Here is a 20,353-nt window from a genome sequence, read left to right as displayed (position 1 = left end):
GGTTTGCCTATCCCACCAGGTCATGAGGTTGCCTCGGATGTCCAGCTGCGGACGTCGTCGTGGGGGGCGCTGTAGTTGGCCTCGACTACCTGCCGCAGATCGTCTGCCTGGCCACGCAGGTACGCCATGGTCGCGTTGACCATCAGGTTCAGGGCGTCCCTCAGACCGCTGTCGCCGGCGTTGACGGCATCGAAGATGTCGTCGGCGGCTTGGTTGAGGCCGTCGGCCACGTCTTGCGCGAGGTAGGTTCTCGACTTCGCCGGTGTGGAGCTGTGCGCGGTCATGGTTGGTCCGTTCTGTGTGCCGGTGGAGTGTGGGTCGGCGGTGCGCGGGGCTTCGCCCGGCCCGGTGGTGCTGGCCAGGCGCGTTCAGCCGGGTACCGACGTCTGTTGTCCGATTGGCTGGGGCTCGAGATCTGCCCGCGGCGTGGCCGAGTCGCCGCGCGACTGCTGCGCAGGGCCGGCCCTCAGCCCGGGTCACCGTCGGTCCAACCCGGGTGGATGGTGCGCGACCGGGCTGGACCGACGGTTGTGGCTGCCGCGCGGCGTCGGGGACGCGGGGTCAGGAGGGCCGCTGCCAACTCCCGTGTCCGTTTCGGATGGTTCCGGTGCGCAGGCCGTGGTACAGCGGCCGACCGGTTTCGTCGACGACGTGGACCTGCCGGTGGATGCGGCTGCCGGGTCGCTCGGCGAGCAGGTGCCGTTCGATGTGTTGGTGGCTGGTGAACCGCGTGCCCACTCCCCGTTGGACACGGCAGTGTGGTGGGCCAGCCCTGGGCGCCAACGACGTATCTACCGCTGTTGGCGGACAGTTACCGCGCTCTCAGCGTTTGAGACGGCCCGGCGCATGAGGGTGGGCCGCCGGTGGCGGGGCCGTCCCCGGGTGGTCGCCGAGCCGACCTCCGGACGATCCATTGTGGATGGTGTGGATGTCGGCGGGGTGGACGGGTTCCCAACACCAGCCGTAGCCGACGCGGTAGCGGCCGGAACCGGCCGGGGCGACGATCTGCACCGCGGTGGGTCGGCGTGGACGACGCGGCTGTCGATGACTACGAGCCGGCCGAGCCAGGACAGCGACGGCGGATGGTGCAGCGCGGCCAGCCAGGATTCGTCGAGGTGTTGTCCGCTGCGAAGGTGGTGGTCGGTGAGGGCATGGCGGGCTGCCGACGGTCGGGGTGGGCGGCAGGCGTCGGCGCGGTGTCGGGCGTCGGCCGGGTGCCGAGTCCGAGTTTGGCGCCGATGCTCGGGCCGAGAGCGACCGCGGCCGCCGCCGCGGGCAGGTGGCGGCGCTGCCAGCCGGTCAGGGCGGTACGCAGGTCGGCGCCGTGCCGGTGGTGCTGCCGTAGAGCGGTGGCGAGGCCGTCGGCTTGTTCCAGGCCGTTGTTGGCGCCGCGGCCGGTGTGGGCGCGTACCGGGGCGAGGGCGTCGCCGAGCAGGATCGCGAAGCCGTCACCGACCGGCCACACCATCTGGTCGGGTGGGTCGATGTCCATGACCGCGAACCCGGCCCGGGCGGTGCTGGTGTGCACGGCGGCGGCAAACGCTGCGGGCAGGTGCCAGGCGGCGTTGCTGTCAACGTGCCGGTAGGCGATGTCGGTCAGGTGGCGGGGGTGGGCGTACAGCCGCCGGTGCGGCGGTGCGCCGAACATGCTCGTGTACTGGCCGGTGGTGGCGTTGAGGTAGAAGGTCCAGTCGACACCGTCGGGGACTGGGGCCACGACGAACTGGATGCCCGGGCAGGGTTCCAGCCGCCACAAGTCGCGCAGCCCGGCCGGGTTGGCCTTGGCCGTGCCGCGGTGGCCGACGTAGCCGGCGTACCGCAGCCGCCGGTGTGGTGCCAGCAGGGCCCGGCCGGTCGAGCCGCGGCCGTCGGCGAACACCACCAGGTCGGCTGCCGCGGTCCGGCCGTCGGCCAGGTGCAGCAACGGGCGCCGCTGGTGCTCGGTCAGCCCGGCCACCGGTGCGCTGTGCCGGACGGTGCCGGCCGGCAACCGGCTGATCAGCGCCCGGTGCAGGCGGGTCCAGGTGGTGAACTGCCCCGGATACCCGTACCTGGTGGGGTCACCGACGACGTGGTCGCGGACCGGGGCCCGCCAGATCGTCTCGGAGGGCAGGTGCACGTACGCGGTCCGGGGGACACCGAGCCGGTCGAGGATGTCGAGGCTGGTGTGCTCCAGGGACAGCAGCCCGCCGCCGTGCGGGGCGCCGGCGGGCAGGGCTTCGTAGACGGTGACCTGGCCGTAGCCGGCCCGGGTGAGCAGCAGCGCCAGGCACGGGCCGGTCAACGACGCGCCGACAACGGCGATCCGCAACCGGTGTGTCGGGCCGCGCCGGCTGTCGGGCGTGGGGTGGTGAGGGCTGCGCATGGTCGGGTTCCTCCTGCAAACGGGGCAGCGGTGGGAACCCGGGCACGGCCCAGCGGCCGCGCCCGGGTTGTGCGAAGACCGCACAGGGGTGGCCGGGCATCGGCCGGAACAAAAGGGGGTGGTTCAGTACGCGGCGGCAGTCGTCAGGGTCGCGTCGCTTCGGACACCCAGCAGCACAGGGCGCACCTCAGGCGGCGCTAGCCGATGACCTGACCGTGGCGGTGCGCTGCGGGGCAGCGTCAGTTTCCGAGCTCCCCGCCGCGGGGTTTGCGCGGCGACGGCCGGCCGGGGGTGTTGCTCAGCCGTCGGCCAGGCCGGGCAGCACCGCAGCCAAGGCGGCGGTCTTGGCGGCGGTCCGGAACATCGCGACCGCGTTCTCGGCGATGTCCGCGACGCCGTCCTGGCGTTCCCGTTCGGTGAACGGCAGCTGGGCGTGCGGGCCGATCCGGAACACCGGCATGGTGAAGTGTCTGCGGGCCACGACGCCGAAATCGGTCGCGTATTCCTCGAAGCTGTCCAGTTCCAGGCCGTCGATGGCGTCGACCCGGTTGCCGGTGGCCAGGACGACCAGGTCGTAGCTGCGGCCCTCGACGAGGCAGACGTCGGGCAGGGCGACCGGGCGGGCCTGGCGTGGTTTCACGGTCAGGCGTTGCAGACCGGACCGGTCCGGGCGCAGGTAGCGGCCGATGGCCTGGTATCGGCCGCGGATCTGCTGCTGCCAGTCCTCGCACCTGGCCGGCAGCGTCTGGGCGTACCAGTCGATGCGGTCGACGGTGTCCAGCGCGGCGGCGGCCATGAACGGTTGCGGTGCCAAACCCAGCAGCGACTCCACCGCGCATTTGCCGGCATCGCCGCCACCGATGACCGCGACCCGGCGCACCTGCCGCAACGGCCACCGGGAAGCCATCCGCTGCATGAACTCGGGGAAGGTGACGATGTTGCCGCCGTTGGCCAACGGCTGGTCGATGGGGTCACCGAGCCCACGCGCGTCGATGACCCGACCCACGCGCAGCAAGGCAAGGCCGTCGACCTCGACGGTGACGCCGTCGCTGGCGTCGGAGGCGGACAGCACTGTGGCCTCCGGCACCACATCGGCGTACTGCGCCAACGCCAACCGGATGACGAACGCCATGTCGGCGTTCGTCTGGTACGCCGTCATGGACGTCGCCGAGGCCTGGATCGGCGCACCGGGCAGGTAGTTGAGGCTCGCACCCTGGTCGCCGGCCGGCCCGAGGGTCCCGGCCCGGTTGCGGGAGTTGAGAAAGAACACCGGCCGGCTGGTCATCGCGAAGCTGCCACCGACCCGATCGGTTCGCTCCACCACCAGCGGCTTGGGATATCCACTGAGCACCCGCGCGGCGGCGTAGACCGCGGCGTGGAAGCCGCCACCGATGATGACTTCCCGCCCAAGGCTGCCGGAGCTCAGCAACTGCTGTTGACGGGCTTCGTCGGCCCAGTAGTCCTGCAGCACCTGGTCGGCGAACGGTCGGCCTTGCGGGTCCAGTGCGATGCCGGTGAGCATCGCCCGTACCGGGCTGTCGAACTCGGATGCACGTTCCATCATGGCCCGCATCCCTTGGGACGCGGACGGCATCGCCGCGACGGCGGCGATCAGGGCTTGGATCTGTGTGGATGCCACGAGCATGAAACGGTTCCTTCCAGGCTGGGACATCGCACCGCCACGCGCAGCCATCACCCGGGGGCGCCCCCGAGGTAGCGGCACGCGGGCGGCACGATCCCCGGGGGATGGGTCAAAATCGTCGGGTGGCGGTAGCTGACGCCGCACGACCGGCGGGCCCTGCTGGCAGCGCCGTCGGCGCCGCCAGTGGGAACCCGGGCGCCGCGCGTTGCGGCCATCAGCGGACCGGATCGGGTGGAGAACACCGGGCGGTCTGGAGCCTTAGGCGGCTGCTGGCAGCGGCCGGATCCGCAACGGCGGGATCCGCCGCCACAACGCCGCAGCCGTGTCGGGTTGGGCGGGGTGGGTGACTACGTCGTAGCCGGTGACCCAGACCGCGTACCAGGCTTCGGCCGGCGCACCCATCCGTAGCAGTTGGTCGGCGCTGGCCGGGAAGCCCGCCAGCGCCGGATGTTGCCCGGCCCGGTGCCGGTCGCGTCGGCCGGCGAGCATCGGGCACGCCCGCACGCTGTACGCGGCGCATGGCGGGCAGGTGGCCGGCTCGGCGGTGCACTGGTAGGGCAGGTCGGATCCGCGGGCGAACAACACCGCCCGCTGCCCGAACGGCCGGCCGCAGACCTGGCAGGTGCGGCCGTGCAAACATTCGCGCTGCATCTGCTCGACGACGTTGCCGAACAGGGCCACACCGGTGCGGGTAACCGGCGTGATCCGCGGCACGACCAGGCCACCGGAGCGTGCCCGCCCCACCAGGTGCACGGGGATGTCAGGCGTGTCGGTCATCCCAGACCCCCGGCCGGGGCTGGTCACCGCGGTGCGGCAGGTCGGCGACGATGTCGTCGACGTCGGTGACCAGGCGGATGCGCCCATCGGTGCGTAGCAGGTGGTGGCAGCCGGCCGACATCGCCGAGGTGACCGGGCCGGGCACGACCATGCCCAGCCGGCCCGCGGCGGCCGCCCGGCGGGCGACCTGCACCGCGGCGCTGCGCAGGGACGCCTCGACCACCACCGTGCCGGCGGACATGGCCGCGAGCAGGGTCAGGTTGACACGGCGGCGTTCGTGGTTCGGTCGGGCCCCAGCCGGCCACGCGCTGACCAGCAGTCCCCGCTCGGCCAGCTGACCCAGCAACGTCCGCTGCTGCGGTGGATGGATCTGGTCCCCGCCGTGCGGCACCACCGCGACCGCGCGAGCGGGATCGGCGACGAGCGCACCGCGCAGCGCACAACCGTCGACGCCGAACGCGGGGGTGGACACCACTGTCCACCCCCGGGCGGCGAGCTCGCCGGCCAGGCCGGCGGCCAGGTGCTGGCCGTAGCTGGTCGCGGCCCGGGACCCGACCACCGTGACCGACGTGGTCAGCTGCGGCAGCTGGCCGGGTCCACACGCCCACAGGCAGATCGGCTGCCAGCCGTCAACCACCGTCGACAGCCCGGCTGGCCACTGCTCGTCCGAGGGGATGACGACCCGCCAGCCGGTGCGCTCAGCCCGGGCCAGCGCGGCGCTGGCCTGCTCCCACAGAAGGGGCCGCGGCAGGTTCCGTAGCTCCGCCCGCACGGCGACCGGCACCTGCCCGCGGGACAGCAGATGCCCTACCTCGGCCGGGCCGTGCACCTGCAGCACCTGCTGCAGGCGCTGGTCGCCGGGCTCAGCGAGCCAGCCGAGCGCGGCCCGGACGCTCCGTTCACTGTGGACGGCGTCCATCAGTTATCGCCGCGGGCCCGGACCAGGCCATCGGCCGGAGGTTCGGCCCGGCTAGCCGTTGCACCGCTGGACATTCCGGCCGCCGGATAGCGGGCGGAGCGGTGACGTGTCGTGTACTACACAGGGTTCGCATGGTTCTCCTTAGCGACGGACCAGCGTGAGCAAACGCTGGTGTGCGCGGCTCTTGACGGCGTCGTTGCCGCCTTCCAGGACAGCGGTCGCGCGAGCGGCCAAATTGTTGCCCCGCAACGACCCGGTCGGGCGGATCACCTGCCGCCAGTCGGCGTACTCGGTCAGCGCCCGTTCGGCGGCGTAGGCCGTGGCTCCCAGCCGCGCGGCGTTGGCGGCGTAGAGGCCAACCAGTTCGTCAGTACGGCGCTGGTGCCAGTTCTTGGCGCGGGTGGAGGCATCATCGGCCGGCGCCGGCCACAGGTCATCGACCACCCGCCGGTACTCAGCCAACGCCAGATCAGTGCGGGCCAACGCCTCCTGCTCGACGGCGAACCGGTCGAAGTAGCTGACCGACAGCCCCAGCGTGCGGCGGGCTTCGGCGATGCGGTCACGGCCGCTGCGGGTGTGCCGCACCCCCAACGGGTGACGGCATCGCGGAGCGCGAACCGCTCGGTGTTCGCGCACACCGGCCGCCACGGCGTGACGACCACGTGGAACAGGCTGGAACCGTCGTGGCTGTTGAGCGCCACGATGAACGGAACGATCGGGTCAGCGATCCCGGCCGCGTCGATGGTGACCGTGTCGGGCAGGCGCAGGCAGACGAACACCTTCCGCCCGCCGCGGACCGCGCCAGCCGACTCCCAAACCACGTCGTCCCGGTCCACGAGGTCTTGCAGGAACGCGAACGCGTCGCGGTTCTGCAGCACCTCGTACTTGCTTCCCACGACACCGAGACCGGCACCGGTGTCGCCGCGTACGGTGACGAACTGCTCCGACAGCACCCGGGTCGGGCCGTCGAGGCTATTGCGGAACTCGACCGGTCGGCGGGCCACGTCGAAGTCGATACCACCGAGCCTGAGCACGTCCTCGACGTCGCTGGTGCCACCGGGTACGACGCTGCCCAACGCGTGCCAGGCCGGCACGCTGCTGTACAGGGCGACCTGGCCGCGGCTGGTGTCCAGGCCGTGCTGTGGCAGGATCTGCCCATCCTGCTGCTGGATCAGGATTTCGTCGTGATCCCAGCTGTCCGGGTCGTTGACCCGGAACCGGCCGCCGCCCACGGCGATGAGCTTGCCGCTGGCGATACGGGCGTCGAAGTCCGCCTGCCGGGCGGCAGCGGCCTCGATCTGGCCGGACCGTTCGGCGGCGAACGCCGCGTTGAGGTCCGCTGGTCGTGCGGTGTCGGACATCGGATGGTGCTCCTTCCCGGGTTATGCGATTCCCCGGGCGCCCTGGCGGCGTCCCGGGTGTGGTGCCGAACCGGAACGCTGTCGGGTGTGCTGCACTGTGGAAGACAACTGGCGTACGCCGAGCAACGGGCTTCTTGCATTACGCCTGTCGCGTTGCGGCACGCCGGGGTTTGCGAAACGCGCCGGGCCGGTGGCGCATCGCCGTTTGGTTCACCGGGACCGGCGCTCACCTCCAGTTCGCCGCGACCACATCGACCCGTAGGTCTGTCCTTTCTCATACCGAAACTCTTCGTTGCTTGCGTTGGTAGTACTGCTGTGCGCTGTAGGTTCGCGTCAGATATGTCGGAAGCCGGTGCCGTTGACCTGGCGTTCGCTCAGGCTTTCTCATCGATTGTCGGCGGATTCTTCTCACCGATCTGGCATCATCTTGATGATCTTGATTTTGGTGGTCTTGTCGTACCGGGCTCCTACACTGCGCCGGTGACGCAATTCGTACAGCAGCCCGACTACACGGGCGCAGAGTTCATCGACCTGTCAATGGCCGGCGCAACCTTCCGCGAGGTGGATCTCACCGGCGCGCGGATGCGCGGCGTACTCCTGTTCAACGCCGACATCGACGGGGCGATCAACGGGCTACGCATCAACGGGGTGGAGATCATGCCGTTGGTCGAAGCCGAGCTGGATCGCCTGCACCCCGAACGGCTGCGACTGCGGCCGAGCACACCCGAGACGGCGCGCGACGCGGTGGATGCCATCGAGGAGCTGTGGCACGCGACGGTCCGACGCGCGAGCGCGCTGCCGGAAGAAGCGGTCTTCCGATCAGTCCACGGCGAATGGTCACTCGCCCAAACCCTGCGCCACACGATCTTCGTCGTGGACGCCTGGTATGGCCACGCGACAGCCCTTCGCCCGAACCCGTTCCATCCGATCGGCGTGCCCGCATCGTTCACCACCAACGGTGCCGAGTTCGGCATCGACGCCTCGGCCAAGCCCACCCTCGACGACATCCTCGCCGTGCGCGCCGAGCGAATCGCCGATCTGCGCGCGTACCTGGCGCGGGTCACGCAGGAGGAACTGGACCGGGTGCGCGGGCCGAACACCACGATCGGCTGCCCGCCGCCCGCCGAACGTACCGCGATCAAGTGCCTGCAAGTCATCGTCAATGACCAGTGGGCACACGCGCAATTCGCCAACCGCGACCTGGCCACCCTGGAACAGGAGTATGCGTGATGTTCCACGAGGCCAACTGCCACGACACGCCGATCTCGTTCTCACCGAAGTGTCCCATGGGACAAAACATGGACATCTCTTTTGAGAATGGGTCAGCTCTTTGAGAACCTACAGTGCGCGCTGTCAGTCGTCGGCTGGGTTGCCGGCATTGCGGAGGACGGGTGCGGGGTCTACGGCGTTGGACTCTGTCGCGGGGTGGCCGTTGTGGAGCTCGAAGTGCAGATGTGGGCCGGTGGAGTGGCCGGAGGTTCCGACGATGCCGATGGGCTGGCCGACGGCGACGGTTTGTCCGATGGCGACCGGTGGGTGGGTGAGCAGGTGGCAGTACCTGGTGGTGAGGTCTGGTGGATGCCGCAGTTCCAGATACCAGCCGCAGCCGCGGACCGCGGGCGATCCGTCGATGTCACACGGGTAGGGGTTGCCGTCGAGCGAGGCGTTGCAGCGGATGCCGGTGACAACACCGCCGCGAGCCGCGCGGATGGTGGTGCCCTTCGGGGCGGCGATGTCGATGCCGTCATGGCCGGGCCGGTCGGTGGTGCGGAAGCCGGACACGACAAGGCCGTCGACGGGGATCGCCCATCCGTCGACGGTGGTCGGCGGGCAGGTGACGGTGTCGGCGACCAGGTGGTGGTACAGGGCGGTGGCGTCGTCTTCCCACTGGGCGTAGGCGTTCGGGTAGGCGGATCGTTGGACCGCTTGAGCGGCGTCGGTCAGGGTCATCCGCTGCCAGCCGGGGATGGTCAGGAGCGTGTCGTAGAACCTGCCGGCCGTGTAGGCGGGGTCGCGTAGTTCGGTGGGGTTCCCCAGCCTTGGCTGGGGCGTTGCTGGAACAGGCCGACCGAGTCGCGGTCGCCGCCGGGCAGGTTCCGTAGCCGGCTTTCCTGTATCGCGGCAGCGATCGCGATGACGCGGCCGCGCACCGGAACCTTGCGTAAGACGCCTACGCCGACGATGGTGCGGGCGTTGGCGATCTGGTCGTCGTCCCACCCCGCCGGGCTGGCACTGTGCGCGGCTTTTAGTGTTGCCGTAGTGCGTGGACAGGCGTCGGTGGCGACGGCGCCGCTGACGAGCACCGCCGGCGCCGCGACGCAGAGCAGAACGACGGCGGCGACGATCCCACCGATGAGGCTGGTCGAGCGGCCGGTCACGGCCGCTCCCGGCGCTCAGGGGCAACCATCAGGGTCGGATGTGCGGTGTCACGCGTGGCGGGTGGCATGAGGACTCCCTGCGGTGGAATGGGGTGGGCGGTGTGCGGGTGCTACGGCGCCGGCGGTTTCATGTCTCAGGCTGGACGGTGGTATGTCCGAGTCGACGACCGTCCGTCGTCGAGGCGTCCGCAGTGCGGAGTTCGGCCATGTACGGGCTTGTCGAGGTGCATGACGGCCCGCACGCCCGACGTCATGGGCGGGGATTCACGGCGCTGAGCCGGCCCGGCCCGGCGCCAACGGGGCGCTCTGGTCGCTGTCGTCGGCGGCTGGCGTGGTTGCGCGATCGGGGGTTGATGGGTCGACCGCCGGCGGTCGCGGCCCTTCGCCCGGATCGGGTTGGCCGGCTGGCGGGTCGGTGCCGAGCATCGCGGCCATCAACAGGGCGGGCGGGATAGGCGAGGTGAGTAGGCCGTACTCGCCGGCGGCCCGGATCCGTTCGACCTGCCGGCGGCTGATCTGGTGGCGGCCCGCCACCAGGTCCAGGGCAGCGTCCGGATGTGCGGTCAGGTCCGCCCAGACGGTCCGCCACCTCTGGTAGGGCTCGTCCTGGATCGGGATGTGGCGCATCAGGTCGACCGGGGGTTGCCGGCTACGAGCTGCCTCGTCGCCGGCGGGCGCCAGCGGGTCCGGCTCCCCGCTGTCCGTGCCGGCCGGGTCGTCGCCGATCCCGGACCGCCCCCAGGTTCGCCTGGCCTGACCTGTTGCCGGTAGTGCGGTGACGGCAGGGGCCAGGCGGGCAACCCAGCTGGAGTAGTTCACCTGCTGGGCCAGGCCAGCGGCGAGCCGATCCAAATCGAGGGTCCGGACCGCGATTTCGGCCATCAGCGGATCGGCCTGATCGGCCCGTACGACCCGTTCCACGGCGCGGGCGATCGCCGGCCGCCGTTTGTCCGCCCGGATCGACTGCCGCGCCGCTTCCAACGATTCGTGCAGGCTCAACGGCTGCCACCGGCCGGACAGCGGGTCGAGGCTGCCGGCGCGGGCGAGTTCGGCGGCGCGGGCTGACCACAACGGGTGCCGCAGCCGCCGCCACAGCCCATAATCCGGGGCGGTGTCGGCGAGCTTGCCGGCGCGGCGTAACGCATCGCGTCGGCGGGCGGCGGCGTGCAGCAGCCACAGCAGGTACGCCGCAGCGGACAGCAAACCGAAACCGGCCGACCAGTACAGGTCCGGTAGGTGCCCGACCACCAGGATGCCGACCGCTACCGCCGCTACCGCCGCGGAGAAGACCCGGAACCCGTATGCCCGTTCACCGAGCCGCATCCGTTCGTCGGCCATCGCCGCTAGGGTCATGGCCAGCAGTTCAAGGCAGAGCGCGAACGGCAGCACGGCCACCACCCGCACTGGTGCGGGCAGCCCGGCCGCCCAGGGGACATGGGTGACCGCGACCCAGGTTTGGCCGATCACCGCACCGGCGGCGGCGTAGAACCAGTACGCCAGCCGCGCCGGCGACCACCGCGGTGGCGGCGCGACCGGGCTGTCGGTGAGGTGCGTCGCGGTGGCGGGCGGTTGCTGGTCGTGGACGTCGGTCACCGGCACGGCAGCCACCGCCCTGCCGAACTGGCGGTGCATCCGTCCATCGCGGGCGACACCGGTGGGGGCGCCGCCCGGCGGTGCGGCCCGGCGGACCAGGTTCCGTCGATGCGCCGTACGGTGCTCGGCGACGCGTGAGTGTGGTGGCGATCAGTGGTCGGCCGACAGCAGGGACGGCCGGTGTGTGGTACTGGTTCACGGCAGCGCTCCCGTGGGTGCAAGGGCGCGGTGTGCCCGGCCCCCGCGGGCGTGGGCACACACACGCGAAGAAAAGGGCGAGGGTCGGCGCCTGCAGTCCCGGATGGGGGTCGCGGCGTCAGGGCGGGGCGATCGGGTGACCGCGACCGGGTGGGCTAGCGCCCAGCGGGCCGGGGCGGCAGCCTTTCGGGTTTAGCTGCCGTACAAGCGGCGGCGCCGGGCGCTTCGGCGATGCCCGAGGCCAAGCCTCGGGGTTGTCGAGGTTGAAGCGCCACCGTCGCGACAGGCCATGGGCATGTCGTGCCGCGATGACGACGGCCACGACTCGGTTCGCGTTCCGTCGCAAAGGCGTCGACAGGCGAGGCGTCGGCAGGCGACCCGCACCCGCGTTCACGACGAACCCAGCCCGCCCCACGACGGCCGTCGCGACAGGGGCGGGCGCGTCGCGACCGGCGCCGTGGAAACTCGAGGCTTGTCGCGACCGTCGATCACGCGTCGCAGCCCATCGGCAGGGTCAACGCGGACCGTAAGGCCGGCAGGGAGTTGACGGCGGCGACGCTTGTGGTCGGCAACGACCAACCCGCGTGTTGACCGAGTACGTTGGGTCTGCTCCGCCCGTGAGGGCTTCGCTGCTCAGGAGGTCAGGGGCCGCCGTGGCATAGGCACCAGCAGTGCCCGTGGGCCCGGATCTGGTTGTCGTGGCTGGCGGGATTGCCGCCGTCCCGCATGCTTCGGCACACGCATCCGGCCGGCGTCCCGGCCTGCACACGACGGGTTAGCGTGCCGCGGACACGGGCCGGGACAGCGTCGGGAAGGACGAACTCGAACAGATCGCCGTCCTGCGCCGCGACGGGGAACAGGTCACCGCGGAACCAGTCCCACGCGTCGGCGAGCAGGTCGGTCACCAGCGACTCGTCGGGCCACTCCTCGTCGACGTCGACGTGCCACAGCTGCCGCCCCGACCGGTCGTAGACAACGACCAGGGTTGCGGACGCGCCGAAGGCGTCCTCGCTCAGGCTGAACAGCAGCCGCGCGGCCTCCGGCTGCTCGCGGCGGGCCGCGAGCGCCGCCTCAGCGGCCAGCAGGTCGGCGTAGGCGATGTCCGCGCGGACGGCTGCCTGCCGGGCCGCGGCGCGTACTGCCTCGCGTTCCGGTTCGGGCAGCAGCAGGTACCGGGCGGCCGCTGCGGCCGCTAGTCGCGAATGGTGCAGGCGGATCGGACCACGGCGGGTCATAACAGCCCTCGCCCTGGCGTCGCCGCGGCACTCAACGGGTTGTCGGTCGGGCCAAGCACACCAGCGACCGCGTCGAGTGTTGTTCCGGTCGGCGGTGGCCGGTTGTCGGCCGGGGTGTATGGGTGGCGCACTGTGTCAGGCATCTGGTTGTCTCCGCAGGCTGTGGTAGCTGGTATGGCGCGTGGCCACGGCGGTCGCCCGTAACGCCGGCGGCGCCCCGATGGTCCCTTGTGGACCGAGCTTTCGGGCCGGAGCGTCCGGGGGTCAGGCCGGCGTTACGCAAGCGGCCGCGCGTGCCACATCTCGGGGGCACAAGTGGTTGCCCTGCTTGGCCCTTGGCCGTGGACCGCCGGCAGGCTGGCTGTTCGCAGGGCGGCGGTCAGGGCAGCGCGTTTGCGCGGTCGATGATCTGGAGCACTCGCTGGGCCAGACGGCCGTAGCGGTCGGCCTCGACCTGGCAGAGGCGGCCGATGCTGGCCTGCCAGGCCGCGGCGTGGACGCTGGCCAACCCCGGCGAAGCGGTGCCGGCCATGCCGGGTGGGCGGACATCCGCGCCGCCGGCGCGGCTGGCCTGCGCCCACCGATCGTGCAGGTTCTGCAGCGCGTAGTGGACACCGTGTGCTTCGGCCGCGGTGAGGTACAGGCGCAGCAGCCGATCAACGGGACCGGCCAGCGGTTGCCGGCCCGGCGGGTGGTCGCGGCGGCGCAACTGCGGCCGCAGGCCCTCGCGCGGCGGGACGCCGTCACGGTCGGGGCGGTAGACGGCGATGTTGTCACCGCCGGCCGCCTTGACGGTGCGCATCGCCGCGTCCGCGCACGCCAACGCATAGCCGGCACGGCCGGTGATTCGGGCGGCGACGCCGACGCTGACCCTCGGCCGCACCGATATCCCGGCGACCACGGTCGGATCGGCCAGGCACGCCCGCACCGCGGTCCGGAGCTGGTCGGCGGACAGGTCGGTGCTGAACACCGCGAATTCGTCCCCGCCGAGCCGCACCGCGGTGCCGCGGTGGCCGACTGCCTCGGTGAGGCGCCGCGCGATCGTGGCAAGGTAGCGGTCGCCTTCGGCATGCCCGGCGACGTTGATGTCGTTCAGGTTGTCCACGTCGGCCACCACGACACCCAACCAGCCACCGGCCCGGTCGGCTTCTGCCATCAGATGGTCGGCAACAGCGCGGGTGGGCAGACCGGTCAGCGGGTCGGTGTAGGCGGCGGCGAGCAAGGCACGTGTTCCCACCGCGGCGCTGCGGTAGCCGGCCACGAACACCGCCGCGGCGCCGGCGCACGCCACGGTGACCATCGGCGGGTCACCGGTGAGCAGCAGAAGCATGCAGCCGGCCGCGGCGAGGATGCCGGCGGCGGCCAGCAGGCGGACGCGGTGCCGACGCCAGCCAGCCAACGATGTCAGGAAAGAGTCCACGGGGATGTCCGTCCGCGCGGCTAGGTGCTGCCGTGTTCGGGATTGGGGTCACCGTCTCCGGGTTCGCCGTCAACCCATGTGGTCGGCGACACACCCGAGTCAAGCAGCTGCGACATGATCCTGGCTGCGTCGTGGTCGGGATTCGCGGCCAAAGCACGGTCGAGGGCCACCCGGGCGAGGGCGCCGCTGCCGCACCGCCACGCGGTGAAGGCCAGCAGGCACGCTGGTTCCGGTAGCAGGTCCTCGGGGGCGCGGCGGGTCAAGTCTGTCCACAGCCGCTGATGCGCGTCCCGAGGCCGGCTGCGCTTCCACGCGGCTACCAGCACATCGGTGCGCTGGAGTAGCAGCAGCAGCCGGGCGGCCTCGTCATCGTCGAGCCGGCCGCCGTGCTCGTACCGGCGCAAGGCTTCCCGAACAGCCTGGTAACCCATCTCGCGGATGGCGTCCTCGGCCGCCGAACCCGCGGTGCCCTCCGCCGGCACCGTCGTCGGCGCCTCGACCATGGCGAGCAGGCTCGCCGCGGCAGATCCCAGCGCGTCGAGCATGACCTGCCGGGCCTGTCCGCTTTCGGCGGCCAGCTGCGCGGCGAAGGCGGCACGGTTAGGCAGGGCGGTGTGGCCGGCGAAGACCGCCTGTGCCACCGCCACGCCGTGGATCGGCAGTTCGGTGCCGGCCGCAGGGCAGCAGCGCGGGTCGTCGCAGTGGACGGTGTAGTAGCGCCCGTCGGTGACCCGCACCCGCTCGATCAGCTCGACATGCCGGCCAGCAAGGGCGGATCCAACGAAGTCCAGGAGTGGATCGACCTGACTGGCCGCGCCGTACCCGATCACGACGGCGGCGTCGCCGCCCTGGCGGGCGACCATCTCCGCCAGGATGCTGGCCAGATGGCGGAGCACGTCACGTGGGAGGTCGCCTTCCGGAAGATCCATCCGGGTAGCGAAGTCCACGGTTGTAGCGCGTAGTCCAAGCACGACGATGCTGGACTCGGGGTGGAAACCGAGCAGATACGGGACCAGGGCTACAACGTCGCCGGCGTTCCTGGCGGCGATCCGTGTCGGCCCGGAGCTCGGTGTGGAGTCGAATTCAGACATGGGGCAACCTCTTCTTGAACAACAGCGATGGATCCGATCAAGGTCCTGCATTGGCGTTGTGCCGTCCGGCGGCCCTGCCACGCCACCGGGACACGTCCCGCCCGTCGGGCGGTCGAACCGTGCTCCGACGCACCCAGCACGGTTCGACCCGCGGCGGCCCGTTCAGACGCGGCAGGCTGCTGTCGCCGGCCACTGCAACGACTGGTGCCGTCGTGGTCGGGCTCGGAACGACGCGAGGCGGCCGCCCGGGCAGTGGCAGCTGCTGGCGTAGCCGACCACCGAGCTAACTGGCCCTGGCGGTGACCGGCGACAAAGGCGTAAGCCGCCGGGACGCGGCACGATGACGGCTCGGGTCGCCACTGCTTTGTGGACAGACAGGTCTGTCCGGGCTATCGGGTTAGCCGCCCGGTGCAGGGATCGGCGCGGTGTTGGCGCAGGACGCTGCGGCGGCCTCGACGTGCATGTCGGGGCGGGATTCCACCCGGGCGCGAATGGTTTCCAGGGCCAGCAGTTGCGCGGTACCCGGGTCGCCTGCCGCGACGTCGATGTAGCCGGCCACCGTAACCGGTACCCGCCACCGCTGGCATGCCGGTTCGCCGGAGCAGTCGCGTTCCTGCCCTGGCGTGCCCAACGGGTACGGCGCCTGGGGGTGGACGATCAGGTCGATGCGCAGATCGGCGTGCGGGGCCAGCGCGGCCGCGATCGCGGCGAGGGCGGCAAGGCGTGCCTGGTTCGCGTGTTCGGCGGTGACGGTGACGGTCACCGGCGCGGTGCCCGCGACCCGGTACCACGTTATGGTCGACGCGGCCGTTGAAGCCGTGGTGTTGACGCAGTTCGTCATCGTTTCTCCTCGAAAGGTGGCTGCGCCCGGCCTCGCCGGGCGCGCGGAGGCGTGAACCCAATTGGGCGCGGCCGGCGCGCAGCCTTTGGCGGCTCGCTTCGCCAGACGGCGCCGCCGCCAGTCGGGCCCGGCCGTGGCTGCCACGCCGCAGGCATGCAGCGGGGGAGTGGGGTGGCCGGACGGCACGGCGGCGCGCCGATGTGGTCGAGGCTGACCAGGTCGCCGCCGAGAACCTCGGCTGTCCCGCCCGCGTCGGTGGGCGCTGTCAGCTGCGCCGAAAGCGCCCGCCGGGTTTCGTCGCGAAGCGACGGGTTGCCGGGCCCGGCCCAGGGATCAAAAAGCGGGCGTCAGGTCGGTCGTGGCGTTGGTGCCGCTCTGAGGGAGGAAGGCGGGATCGACGTGTCCGCTGGCTTCGGCACCTGCCTGCCGCATTGCACCGGTTGCGATGTCGACCACCGCCCCGGACAGATCGTCACGAACAACCTGTTCGGCCAGGTGGTACGCCTCGTCCACGTCGTGGGCGTAGACGCTGACCGTGACGGGAACCAGCAGGCTGACCCGATATCGCTCGGCCAGTTCCTCGACGCCGAGCTCGTCCAGCACATGGTTCGTGCCGGTCAGGCAGACCTGGCCGGCGTGGATCGCTTGGGCGGCGCGGCGGCGCACGTCGGCGTGGAAGTCGTCGACGGCCTGCCGGGCCTGTTCAGCATCCGCATGGGCGGCGTCGGCGTCGGCGCGGCTGCGGTCGACGAAGCCGACAAGCCAACGATGCATGCCAGCCGGGGTGTCGATGCCGGCAAGCGGGCCTACGTCGCCGATCATGCGGGCTGCGATGTCCCGCAGCCACGCCGGCGGCGGCGCAGCCTGGCCGTCGACGGCGAACCAGGCACTGGCCAGGATGAGCTCGACGACGCTTCCCTGAACGGCGGGTTCGGCGTCGTGCGCCGTTGCCGGCACGGCGTCGGCGTCAGCGGGGGTAGTCGGGACAGGCGAAGATGTCACGTCGGTCATCGAGATGCCCTTTCATACTCAGGTGCAGGAGAAATGAAGAACGCCACCCCGAGCCGATGCCGGGGTGGCGTTGTCGGAGCAGCCACGCGATCAGGGTGTTGTTGCGGGAGGTCATTCGGCGGCGAGGTGGGTGCAGACCGCCTCACCGATGGCGGCATCCATCCCGTACGGCAGGCGGAGCTCGCGCCGCAGCCGGCTGGTCGCCAGATCCGCGGCTTCCTCGGCTCCGGACGCATCGACCTCAACGGTGATCGGCACCTGCAAGGTCACCGTGTACGGATGCGGGATGGGCGGCAGACCCCACGCCTCCAGTGCCGGCCCCAGCGTCTGCGCAAGCTGGGGCTGCCCGGCCAGCGCACCCAGCCCGGCCGCCCGAACATCCCACTGCAGCTGCCGCAACGCCCGCTGGTGGTGGTCGGCCAAGTTCCGCTCAGCACCGAGCCGAAACAGGCTGCCATGTGCCTCGTCGATGAGGTGGGCGACGCACGCGTCAAGCGCGTCGCCGGTGTGCTCGTGCGCCGCGGACGCCGGCCAGGCTTCGTCGCCTTGCCGGGCAGCAGCCGCCAGGTGGGACAACACGCCGATCAGGACCGCCTCCGGGACGGGACCGGAAGTCCGTTCGACCCAGACGTCGGTCAGCAGGGCACGGATCCGGTCGCTGTCGAGCCGGTCGCGCGGTGAAAGATTGGGGATGGTCATGGTCTTCTCCCGAAGGGTGACGGTGGGCTCGGCGGTGGCCTGAGCCCGTGCTACTGGGGATGGGTTTGAACCCAGGTGCCAGTCCGGTGACCCGTGGCCGACCCTGGACTGCGCTCAGCTGGCGGTGACCGCCGCCAGTTGGGTGTCCGGGTGCAGGCTGTTGAGGAGCCGGTTGGTCGCGGTCAGGTAGGCGACCAGGTCGTTGAGGCGTCCGGAGGCGGGCGTGTACCAGCCGGATGTCCCGGCGGTGACCGCGACCGGGTCAGGCACCATGGCTGCGAACGCGTCGCCGGGCACAGCGGCGAGGCCACCCAGCCGCATGTAGGCGTCCTCACCGGCCTGGAACGCCTCCAGGTACTCCACCGGCAGCCCAGCCGCCGGGTCCACAGTGGCGTTGTACACCGCCATCGCCTGGCATCGAGGCTGGCCGGCGAACGCGTCCCTGACCTTGCCCAGCGGCCAACGCTCGGCGTCCTCCCAGTGCTTGTCCTCGAAAAACCAGTACGGCCGGGCAGGCGCGGTCCTGGCGACCACACGCTGCCACAGCTGCCACCGCCCGGCGGCGCCAGCGGCAGCGGCATCGCGCATGCCGGCCAGGTCGAGCTGCCGGATCGGCCCGCCGAAGGTCAGAGCGGGGGACCGGCGCCGCGACCGGCGAACGAGTCCACGCCGGACGGGCGCGGGCAGGGTGACGAAGTGGTCCACGGGGCCTTGGGTGCACAGGCCGAGCGCGGCCAGCCGGGCGTCGGCGACCTCAAGCAGGTCCGGCGCCGCGGCGGCGGCAGGTACGCACACCACGACGGTGCGCACATCATTGTCGGACACAGGAAATCCTCCAGACTCTGGTCGGTGGGTAATGGGTGTCGAGCGCCGTAACCTGTTCGGCAGCCGGGGCCAGTCGCATTGCTGTCACACCCCGGGTCGGGCGGCGTCGGCCGGGCAGGGCAATCGGCGCCGATGGCCTGAACCGAGCAAAAGTTCAAACGGCGACGGTGACGATGACGTCGTCCGGGTCGGCCTGCGCCAGTCGGCCGATGGCCTCCTGGACGAACGCGAGCAGGGCATCGGGTGAGCAACCGTCGGGCTGCCGCACCCGCCGCCCGTCATGCATCACCACCAGCACGTCACCGACGACCCGGCGTAGGCGGTGATAGGCGACGTAGGACTGCTCCCCGGCGCGCAACAGCGCGACCTCGGCCCGGCCCGGGCGCCGCGCGCCCACCGTTCCCATCTGTGTCCACCGGTGGTGGCGGGAGCGGGCCTGCGCGGCGGCCACCGCACCGGTTCCGGCCAGATCCAGCAGGCTCAGGTGTCCACCAGCACACCGGATCCGAGGTCCGCTCAACGGGGCGGCAAGCAGCAACCTTTCGGGACGCGGCTGAGCAACCGCGGCCAGCAGCCGCCGGTCCGGCCGGACCTCGTCGTTGAAGTACGTCGACAGCGGCACCGTCCAGTCGTCGATACCCAGGTGGTTGGACGGGTACCAGAACGTGACGGCGCGGACCATGACGCCCGAGGGCATGGCGATCGGCATGCGAGGACTCCTCTACAGCAGCCGGGGTGGTCGCAATGCGCGAGAAGAGCACCGGGCCGCAAGCGGCAGACACCGGTGCGCGCGCAAAGGTGATCAATGAAAAGGCCGGACGAACCTCAACGGGTGCCGGCATTGCCGCCGCGAAAACCCAGAAAGCTGAGCTGGGCCGGCGTCGACCGTCAAACGGCCGAGAAGCGGTTGGTGCGGTTGGACGTTGGCTGCACGGAGCAGACCCGCGACCGACCGGCCGTGCGGCGGGTGGGTTGATGCGGCTGCGACCGCGAGCGGGCAACGCCCGAGGTGGTGCTATCAATCAGTTGAACCACGACCGTACCGGGCCAACCCAACAGCCCTGGTGGTCGTACCAACGCTGAAGACGCACGCTGACCTGCACTGTTGGCCAGGCCGGCAGGCTTCCGTCGCGGAAGCGTTGGAAACCGTTGAGTTGCGGCGGCAGTTTGGCCGCCAACGGCCCGCATCGAGTGTCGCCAACGGTCCACCGAGAGGTGGCGGGCAAGCGAGACCGCCCGGTCCGTTCCGCGCTCAACGGACTGCCCGGGATCACATCGTAGAACGTGTGGCCGGGCAGGAACGAGGTCTCCAGAAACCGTTCGACCATGCCCTTGTACTCCGGGTCCCGCGGCGGCGCCAGCTTGATCTGCGCCGCCAGCGTGCCGGCGAACGTGGTGCGGTCGCGTAGATGTCAACCCGCTTGGCCACCGCCATGTCGGGCGGGCCGGCGCTCGTTGTCAAGGTGAGAGTGCTCCAGCCGCGTGCGCCCGCGACGCAGAGTCCCATCGTTACTGAGGTACACCCACAACCGTGCGCTATTTCTCACTGGCTGGTGCCAGTCGGTACGCGGTCACCGAATGGGCGCGGCAATCACCGTACCCGTTTGATCAGTCGCTCACGGTTCCACGCCGGCATTTGCCGCGCAGTTGGTGCGACTCGGACGTCACGCCCGGTTCCGACCACATAGGCGTCCTCCCTCCAATGGGGGACGTCGATCGGATTGTTGAATCGACGAGTAGGTCGCGGTTTCGGCCTGGTTCGGAGCCGCCCGTCGGGTCGGTCGGTTCGAATTCCGAGCCAGGCTCACGGATTGCCGGCGCGACTCTATTAAACCCTGGGTCAGGAGGCTTAGCGTGCTGTGGCCGGCTCGTTGCCACTGGTAGTGGTGGGTCCGTGGGTCGGCACCTGTCAGCGCAGCAGTCCTCGGGAGTAAATCATGGTCCGATCGTCGTCCCGCTGCCTCCTCGCTATCCTCCTCGCCGTCGCTTTCGCACTTA

The 20,353-nt window shown here is 70.9% G+C and carries 16 protein-coding genes and 2 pseudogenes; 1 reads left to right on the top strand and 17 read right to left on the bottom strand.

The genetic code is table 11. The features are described from left to right. Positions 1-20: 20 nt before the first annotated feature. The 7 genes and pseudogenes from Phou_RS07865 to Phou_RS07840 form a co-directional block, all read right to left on the bottom strand. Entirely contained in the window at positions 21-284 is a 264-nt protein-coding gene (locus Phou_RS07865; protein WP_173054878.1) for a hypothetical protein, read from the bottom strand. Between the two features lie 764 nt (positions 285-1,048). Next, the gene (locus Phou_RS07860) at positions 1,049-2,365 is read right to left on the bottom strand and encodes an FAD-dependent monooxygenase (RefSeq protein WP_246273378.1); all 1,317 of its coding nucleotides are present in this window, start codon (positions 2,363-2,365) and stop codon (positions 1,049-1,051) included. Positions 2,366-2,663: 298 nt separating this feature from the next. Then, positions 2,664-4,010 carry a hypothetical protein gene (locus tag Phou_RS07855; protein WP_173054876.1) on the bottom strand — a complete coding sequence of 449 codons (1,347 nt, stop codon included), beginning with the start codon at positions 4,008-4,010 and terminating at the stop codon, positions 2,664-2,666. Positions 4,011-4,265: 255 nt separating this feature from the next. After that, entirely contained in the window at positions 4,266-4,784 is a 519-nt protein-coding gene (locus Phou_RS07850; RefSeq protein ID WP_173054874.1) for a hypothetical protein, read from the bottom strand. Beyond that, on the bottom strand, positions 4,768-5,703 hold the full coding sequence (locus Phou_RS07845; RefSeq protein ID WP_173054872.1) for a DNA-processing protein DprA: 936 nt from the start codon (positions 5,701-5,703) through the stop codon (positions 4,768-4,770). The genes Phou_RS07850 and Phou_RS07845 overlap by 17 nt, the downstream gene beginning before the upstream one ends. Positions 5,704-5,844: 141 nt before the next feature. After that, entirely contained in the window at positions 5,845-6,288 is a 444-nt protein-coding gene (locus Phou_RS55370) for a DUF932 domain-containing protein (protein ID WP_371872088.1), read from the bottom strand. 14 nt (positions 6,289-6,302) lie between these two features. Beyond that, positions 6,303-7,064 (bottom strand): annotated as a pseudogene (locus tag Phou_RS07840) (DUF932 domain-containing protein); the annotation flags it as partial. A 339-nt stretch (positions 7,065-7,403) separates the two neighbouring features. On the opposite strand from Phou_RS07840, the gene Phou_RS07835 reads away from it, so the two are divergent. After that, positions 7,404-8,294: a DinB family protein gene (locus Phou_RS07835; protein ID WP_173054868.1), complete on the top strand. Its 891-nt coding sequence runs from the start codon at positions 7,404-7,406 to the stop codon at positions 8,292-8,294. Positions 8,295-8,417: 123 nt separating this feature from the next. On the opposite strand, the pseudogene Phou_RS56030 reads toward Phou_RS07835, so the two are convergent. From Phou_RS56030 to Phou_RS07785, 10 genes and pseudogenes are all read right to left on the bottom strand, one after another. Beyond that, positions 8,418-9,442 (bottom strand): annotated as a pseudogene (locus Phou_RS56030) (M23 family metallopeptidase). 264 nt (positions 9,443-9,706) lie between these two features. Continuing rightward, entirely contained in the window at positions 9,707-11,074 is a 1,368-nt protein-coding gene (locus tag Phou_RS52340) for a hypothetical protein (RefSeq protein ID WP_246273375.1), read from the bottom strand. Between the two features lie 800 nt (positions 11,075-11,874). After that, complete coding sequence (locus Phou_RS07820; RefSeq protein ID WP_173054867.1) at positions 11,875-12,468, bottom strand: hypothetical protein; 594 nt, start codon at positions 12,466-12,468, stop codon at positions 11,875-11,877. 379 nt (positions 12,469-12,847) lie between these two features. Beyond that, positions 12,848-13,867, bottom strand: a complete 1,020-nt coding sequence (locus Phou_RS07815; RefSeq protein ID WP_173054865.1) for a GGDEF domain-containing protein — start codon at positions 13,865-13,867, stop codon at positions 12,848-12,850. Between the two features lie 41 nt (positions 13,868-13,908). Then, entirely contained in the window at positions 13,909-14,979 is a 1,071-nt protein-coding gene (locus Phou_RS07810; protein WP_173054863.1) for a DUF4192 domain-containing protein, read from the bottom strand. 397 nt (positions 14,980-15,376) lie between these two features. Next, positions 15,377-15,820, bottom strand: a complete 444-nt coding sequence (locus Phou_RS07805) for a hypothetical protein (RefSeq protein WP_173054861.1) — start codon at positions 15,818-15,820, stop codon at positions 15,377-15,379. Between the two features lie 333 nt (positions 15,821-16,153). After that, positions 16,154-16,831 (bottom strand): hypothetical protein, encoded by a 678-nt coding sequence (locus Phou_RS07800; RefSeq protein ID WP_173054860.1) that lies wholly within the window; start codon positions 16,829-16,831, stop codon positions 16,154-16,156. 111 nt (positions 16,832-16,942) lie between these two features. Then, entirely contained in the window at positions 16,943-17,530 is a 588-nt protein-coding gene (locus Phou_RS07795; RefSeq protein WP_173054858.1) for a hypothetical protein, read from the bottom strand. A 114-nt stretch (positions 17,531-17,644) separates the two neighbouring features. After that, positions 17,645-18,355: a hypothetical protein gene (locus tag Phou_RS07790; RefSeq protein WP_173054856.1), complete on the bottom strand. Its 711-nt coding sequence runs from the start codon at positions 18,353-18,355 to the stop codon at positions 17,645-17,647. A 154-nt stretch (positions 18,356-18,509) separates the two neighbouring features. Further along, positions 18,510-19,064, bottom strand: coding sequence for a hypothetical protein (locus tag Phou_RS07785; protein ID WP_173054854.1), 555 nt, complete (start codon positions 19,062-19,064; stop codon positions 18,510-18,512). Positions 19,065-20,353 lie beyond the last annotated feature (1,289 nt).

It is taken from the genome of Phytohabitans houttuyneae (assembly GCF_011764425.1).
GTDB classification, from domain to species: domain Bacteria; phylum Actinomycetota; class Actinomycetes; order Mycobacteriales; family Micromonosporaceae; genus Phytohabitans; species Phytohabitans houttuyneae.
Note: the sequence above shows the minus strand (reverse complement) of the source record. Positions and strands in the feature narration are given on the sequence as shown.

Excerpts from the sequence above, each read along its gene's own strand:
- Phou_RS07785 (WP_173054854.1), bottom strand. The coding sequence starts at position 19,064 with ATGCCGATCGCCATGCCCTCGGGCGTCATGGTCCGCGCCGTCACGTTC.
- Phou_RS07855 (WP_173054876.1), bottom strand. The coding sequence starts at position 4,010 with ATGCTCGTGGCATCCACACAGATCCAAGCCCTGATCGCCGCCGTCGCG.
- Phou_RS07865 (WP_173054878.1), bottom strand. The coding sequence starts at position 284 with ATGACCGCGCACAGCTCCACACCGGCGAAGTCGAGAACCTACCTCGCG.
- Phou_RS07795 (WP_173054858.1), bottom strand. The coding sequence starts at position 17,530 with ATGACCATCCCCAATCTTTCACCGCGCGACCGGCTCGACAGCGACCGG.
- Phou_RS07810 (WP_173054863.1), bottom strand. The coding sequence starts at position 14,979 with ATGTCTGAATTCGACTCCACACCGAGCTCCGGGCCGACACGGATCGCC.
- Phou_RS07845 (WP_173054872.1), bottom strand. The coding sequence starts at position 5,703 with ATGGACGCCGTCCACAGTGAACGGAGCGTCCGGGCCGCGCTCGGCTGG.
- Phou_RS52340 (WP_246273375.1), bottom strand. The coding sequence starts at position 11,074 with ATGCACCGCCAGTTCGGCAGGGCGGTGGCTGCCGTGCCGGTGACCGAC.
- Phou_RS07805 (WP_173054861.1), bottom strand. The coding sequence starts at position 15,820 with ATGACGAACTGCGTCAACACCACGGCTTCAACGGCCGCGTCGACCATA.
- Phou_RS07820 (WP_173054867.1), bottom strand. The coding sequence starts at position 12,468 with ATGACCCGCCGTGGTCCGATCCGCCTGCACCATTCGCGACTAGCGGCC.
- Phou_RS07860 (WP_246273378.1), bottom strand. The coding sequence starts at position 2,365 with ATGCGCAGCCCTCACCACCCCACGCCCGACAGCCGGCGCGGCCCGACA.
- Phou_RS07835 (WP_173054868.1), top strand. The coding sequence starts at position 7,404 with ATGTCGGAAGCCGGTGCCGTTGACCTGGCGTTCGCTCAGGCTTTCTCA.
- Phou_RS07850 (WP_173054874.1), bottom strand. The coding sequence starts at position 4,784 with ATGACCGACACGCCTGACATCCCCGTGCACCTGGTGGGGCGGGCACGC.
- Phou_RS07800 (WP_173054860.1), bottom strand. The coding sequence starts at position 16,831 with ATGACCGACGTGACATCTTCGCCTGTCCCGACTACCCCCGCTGACGCC.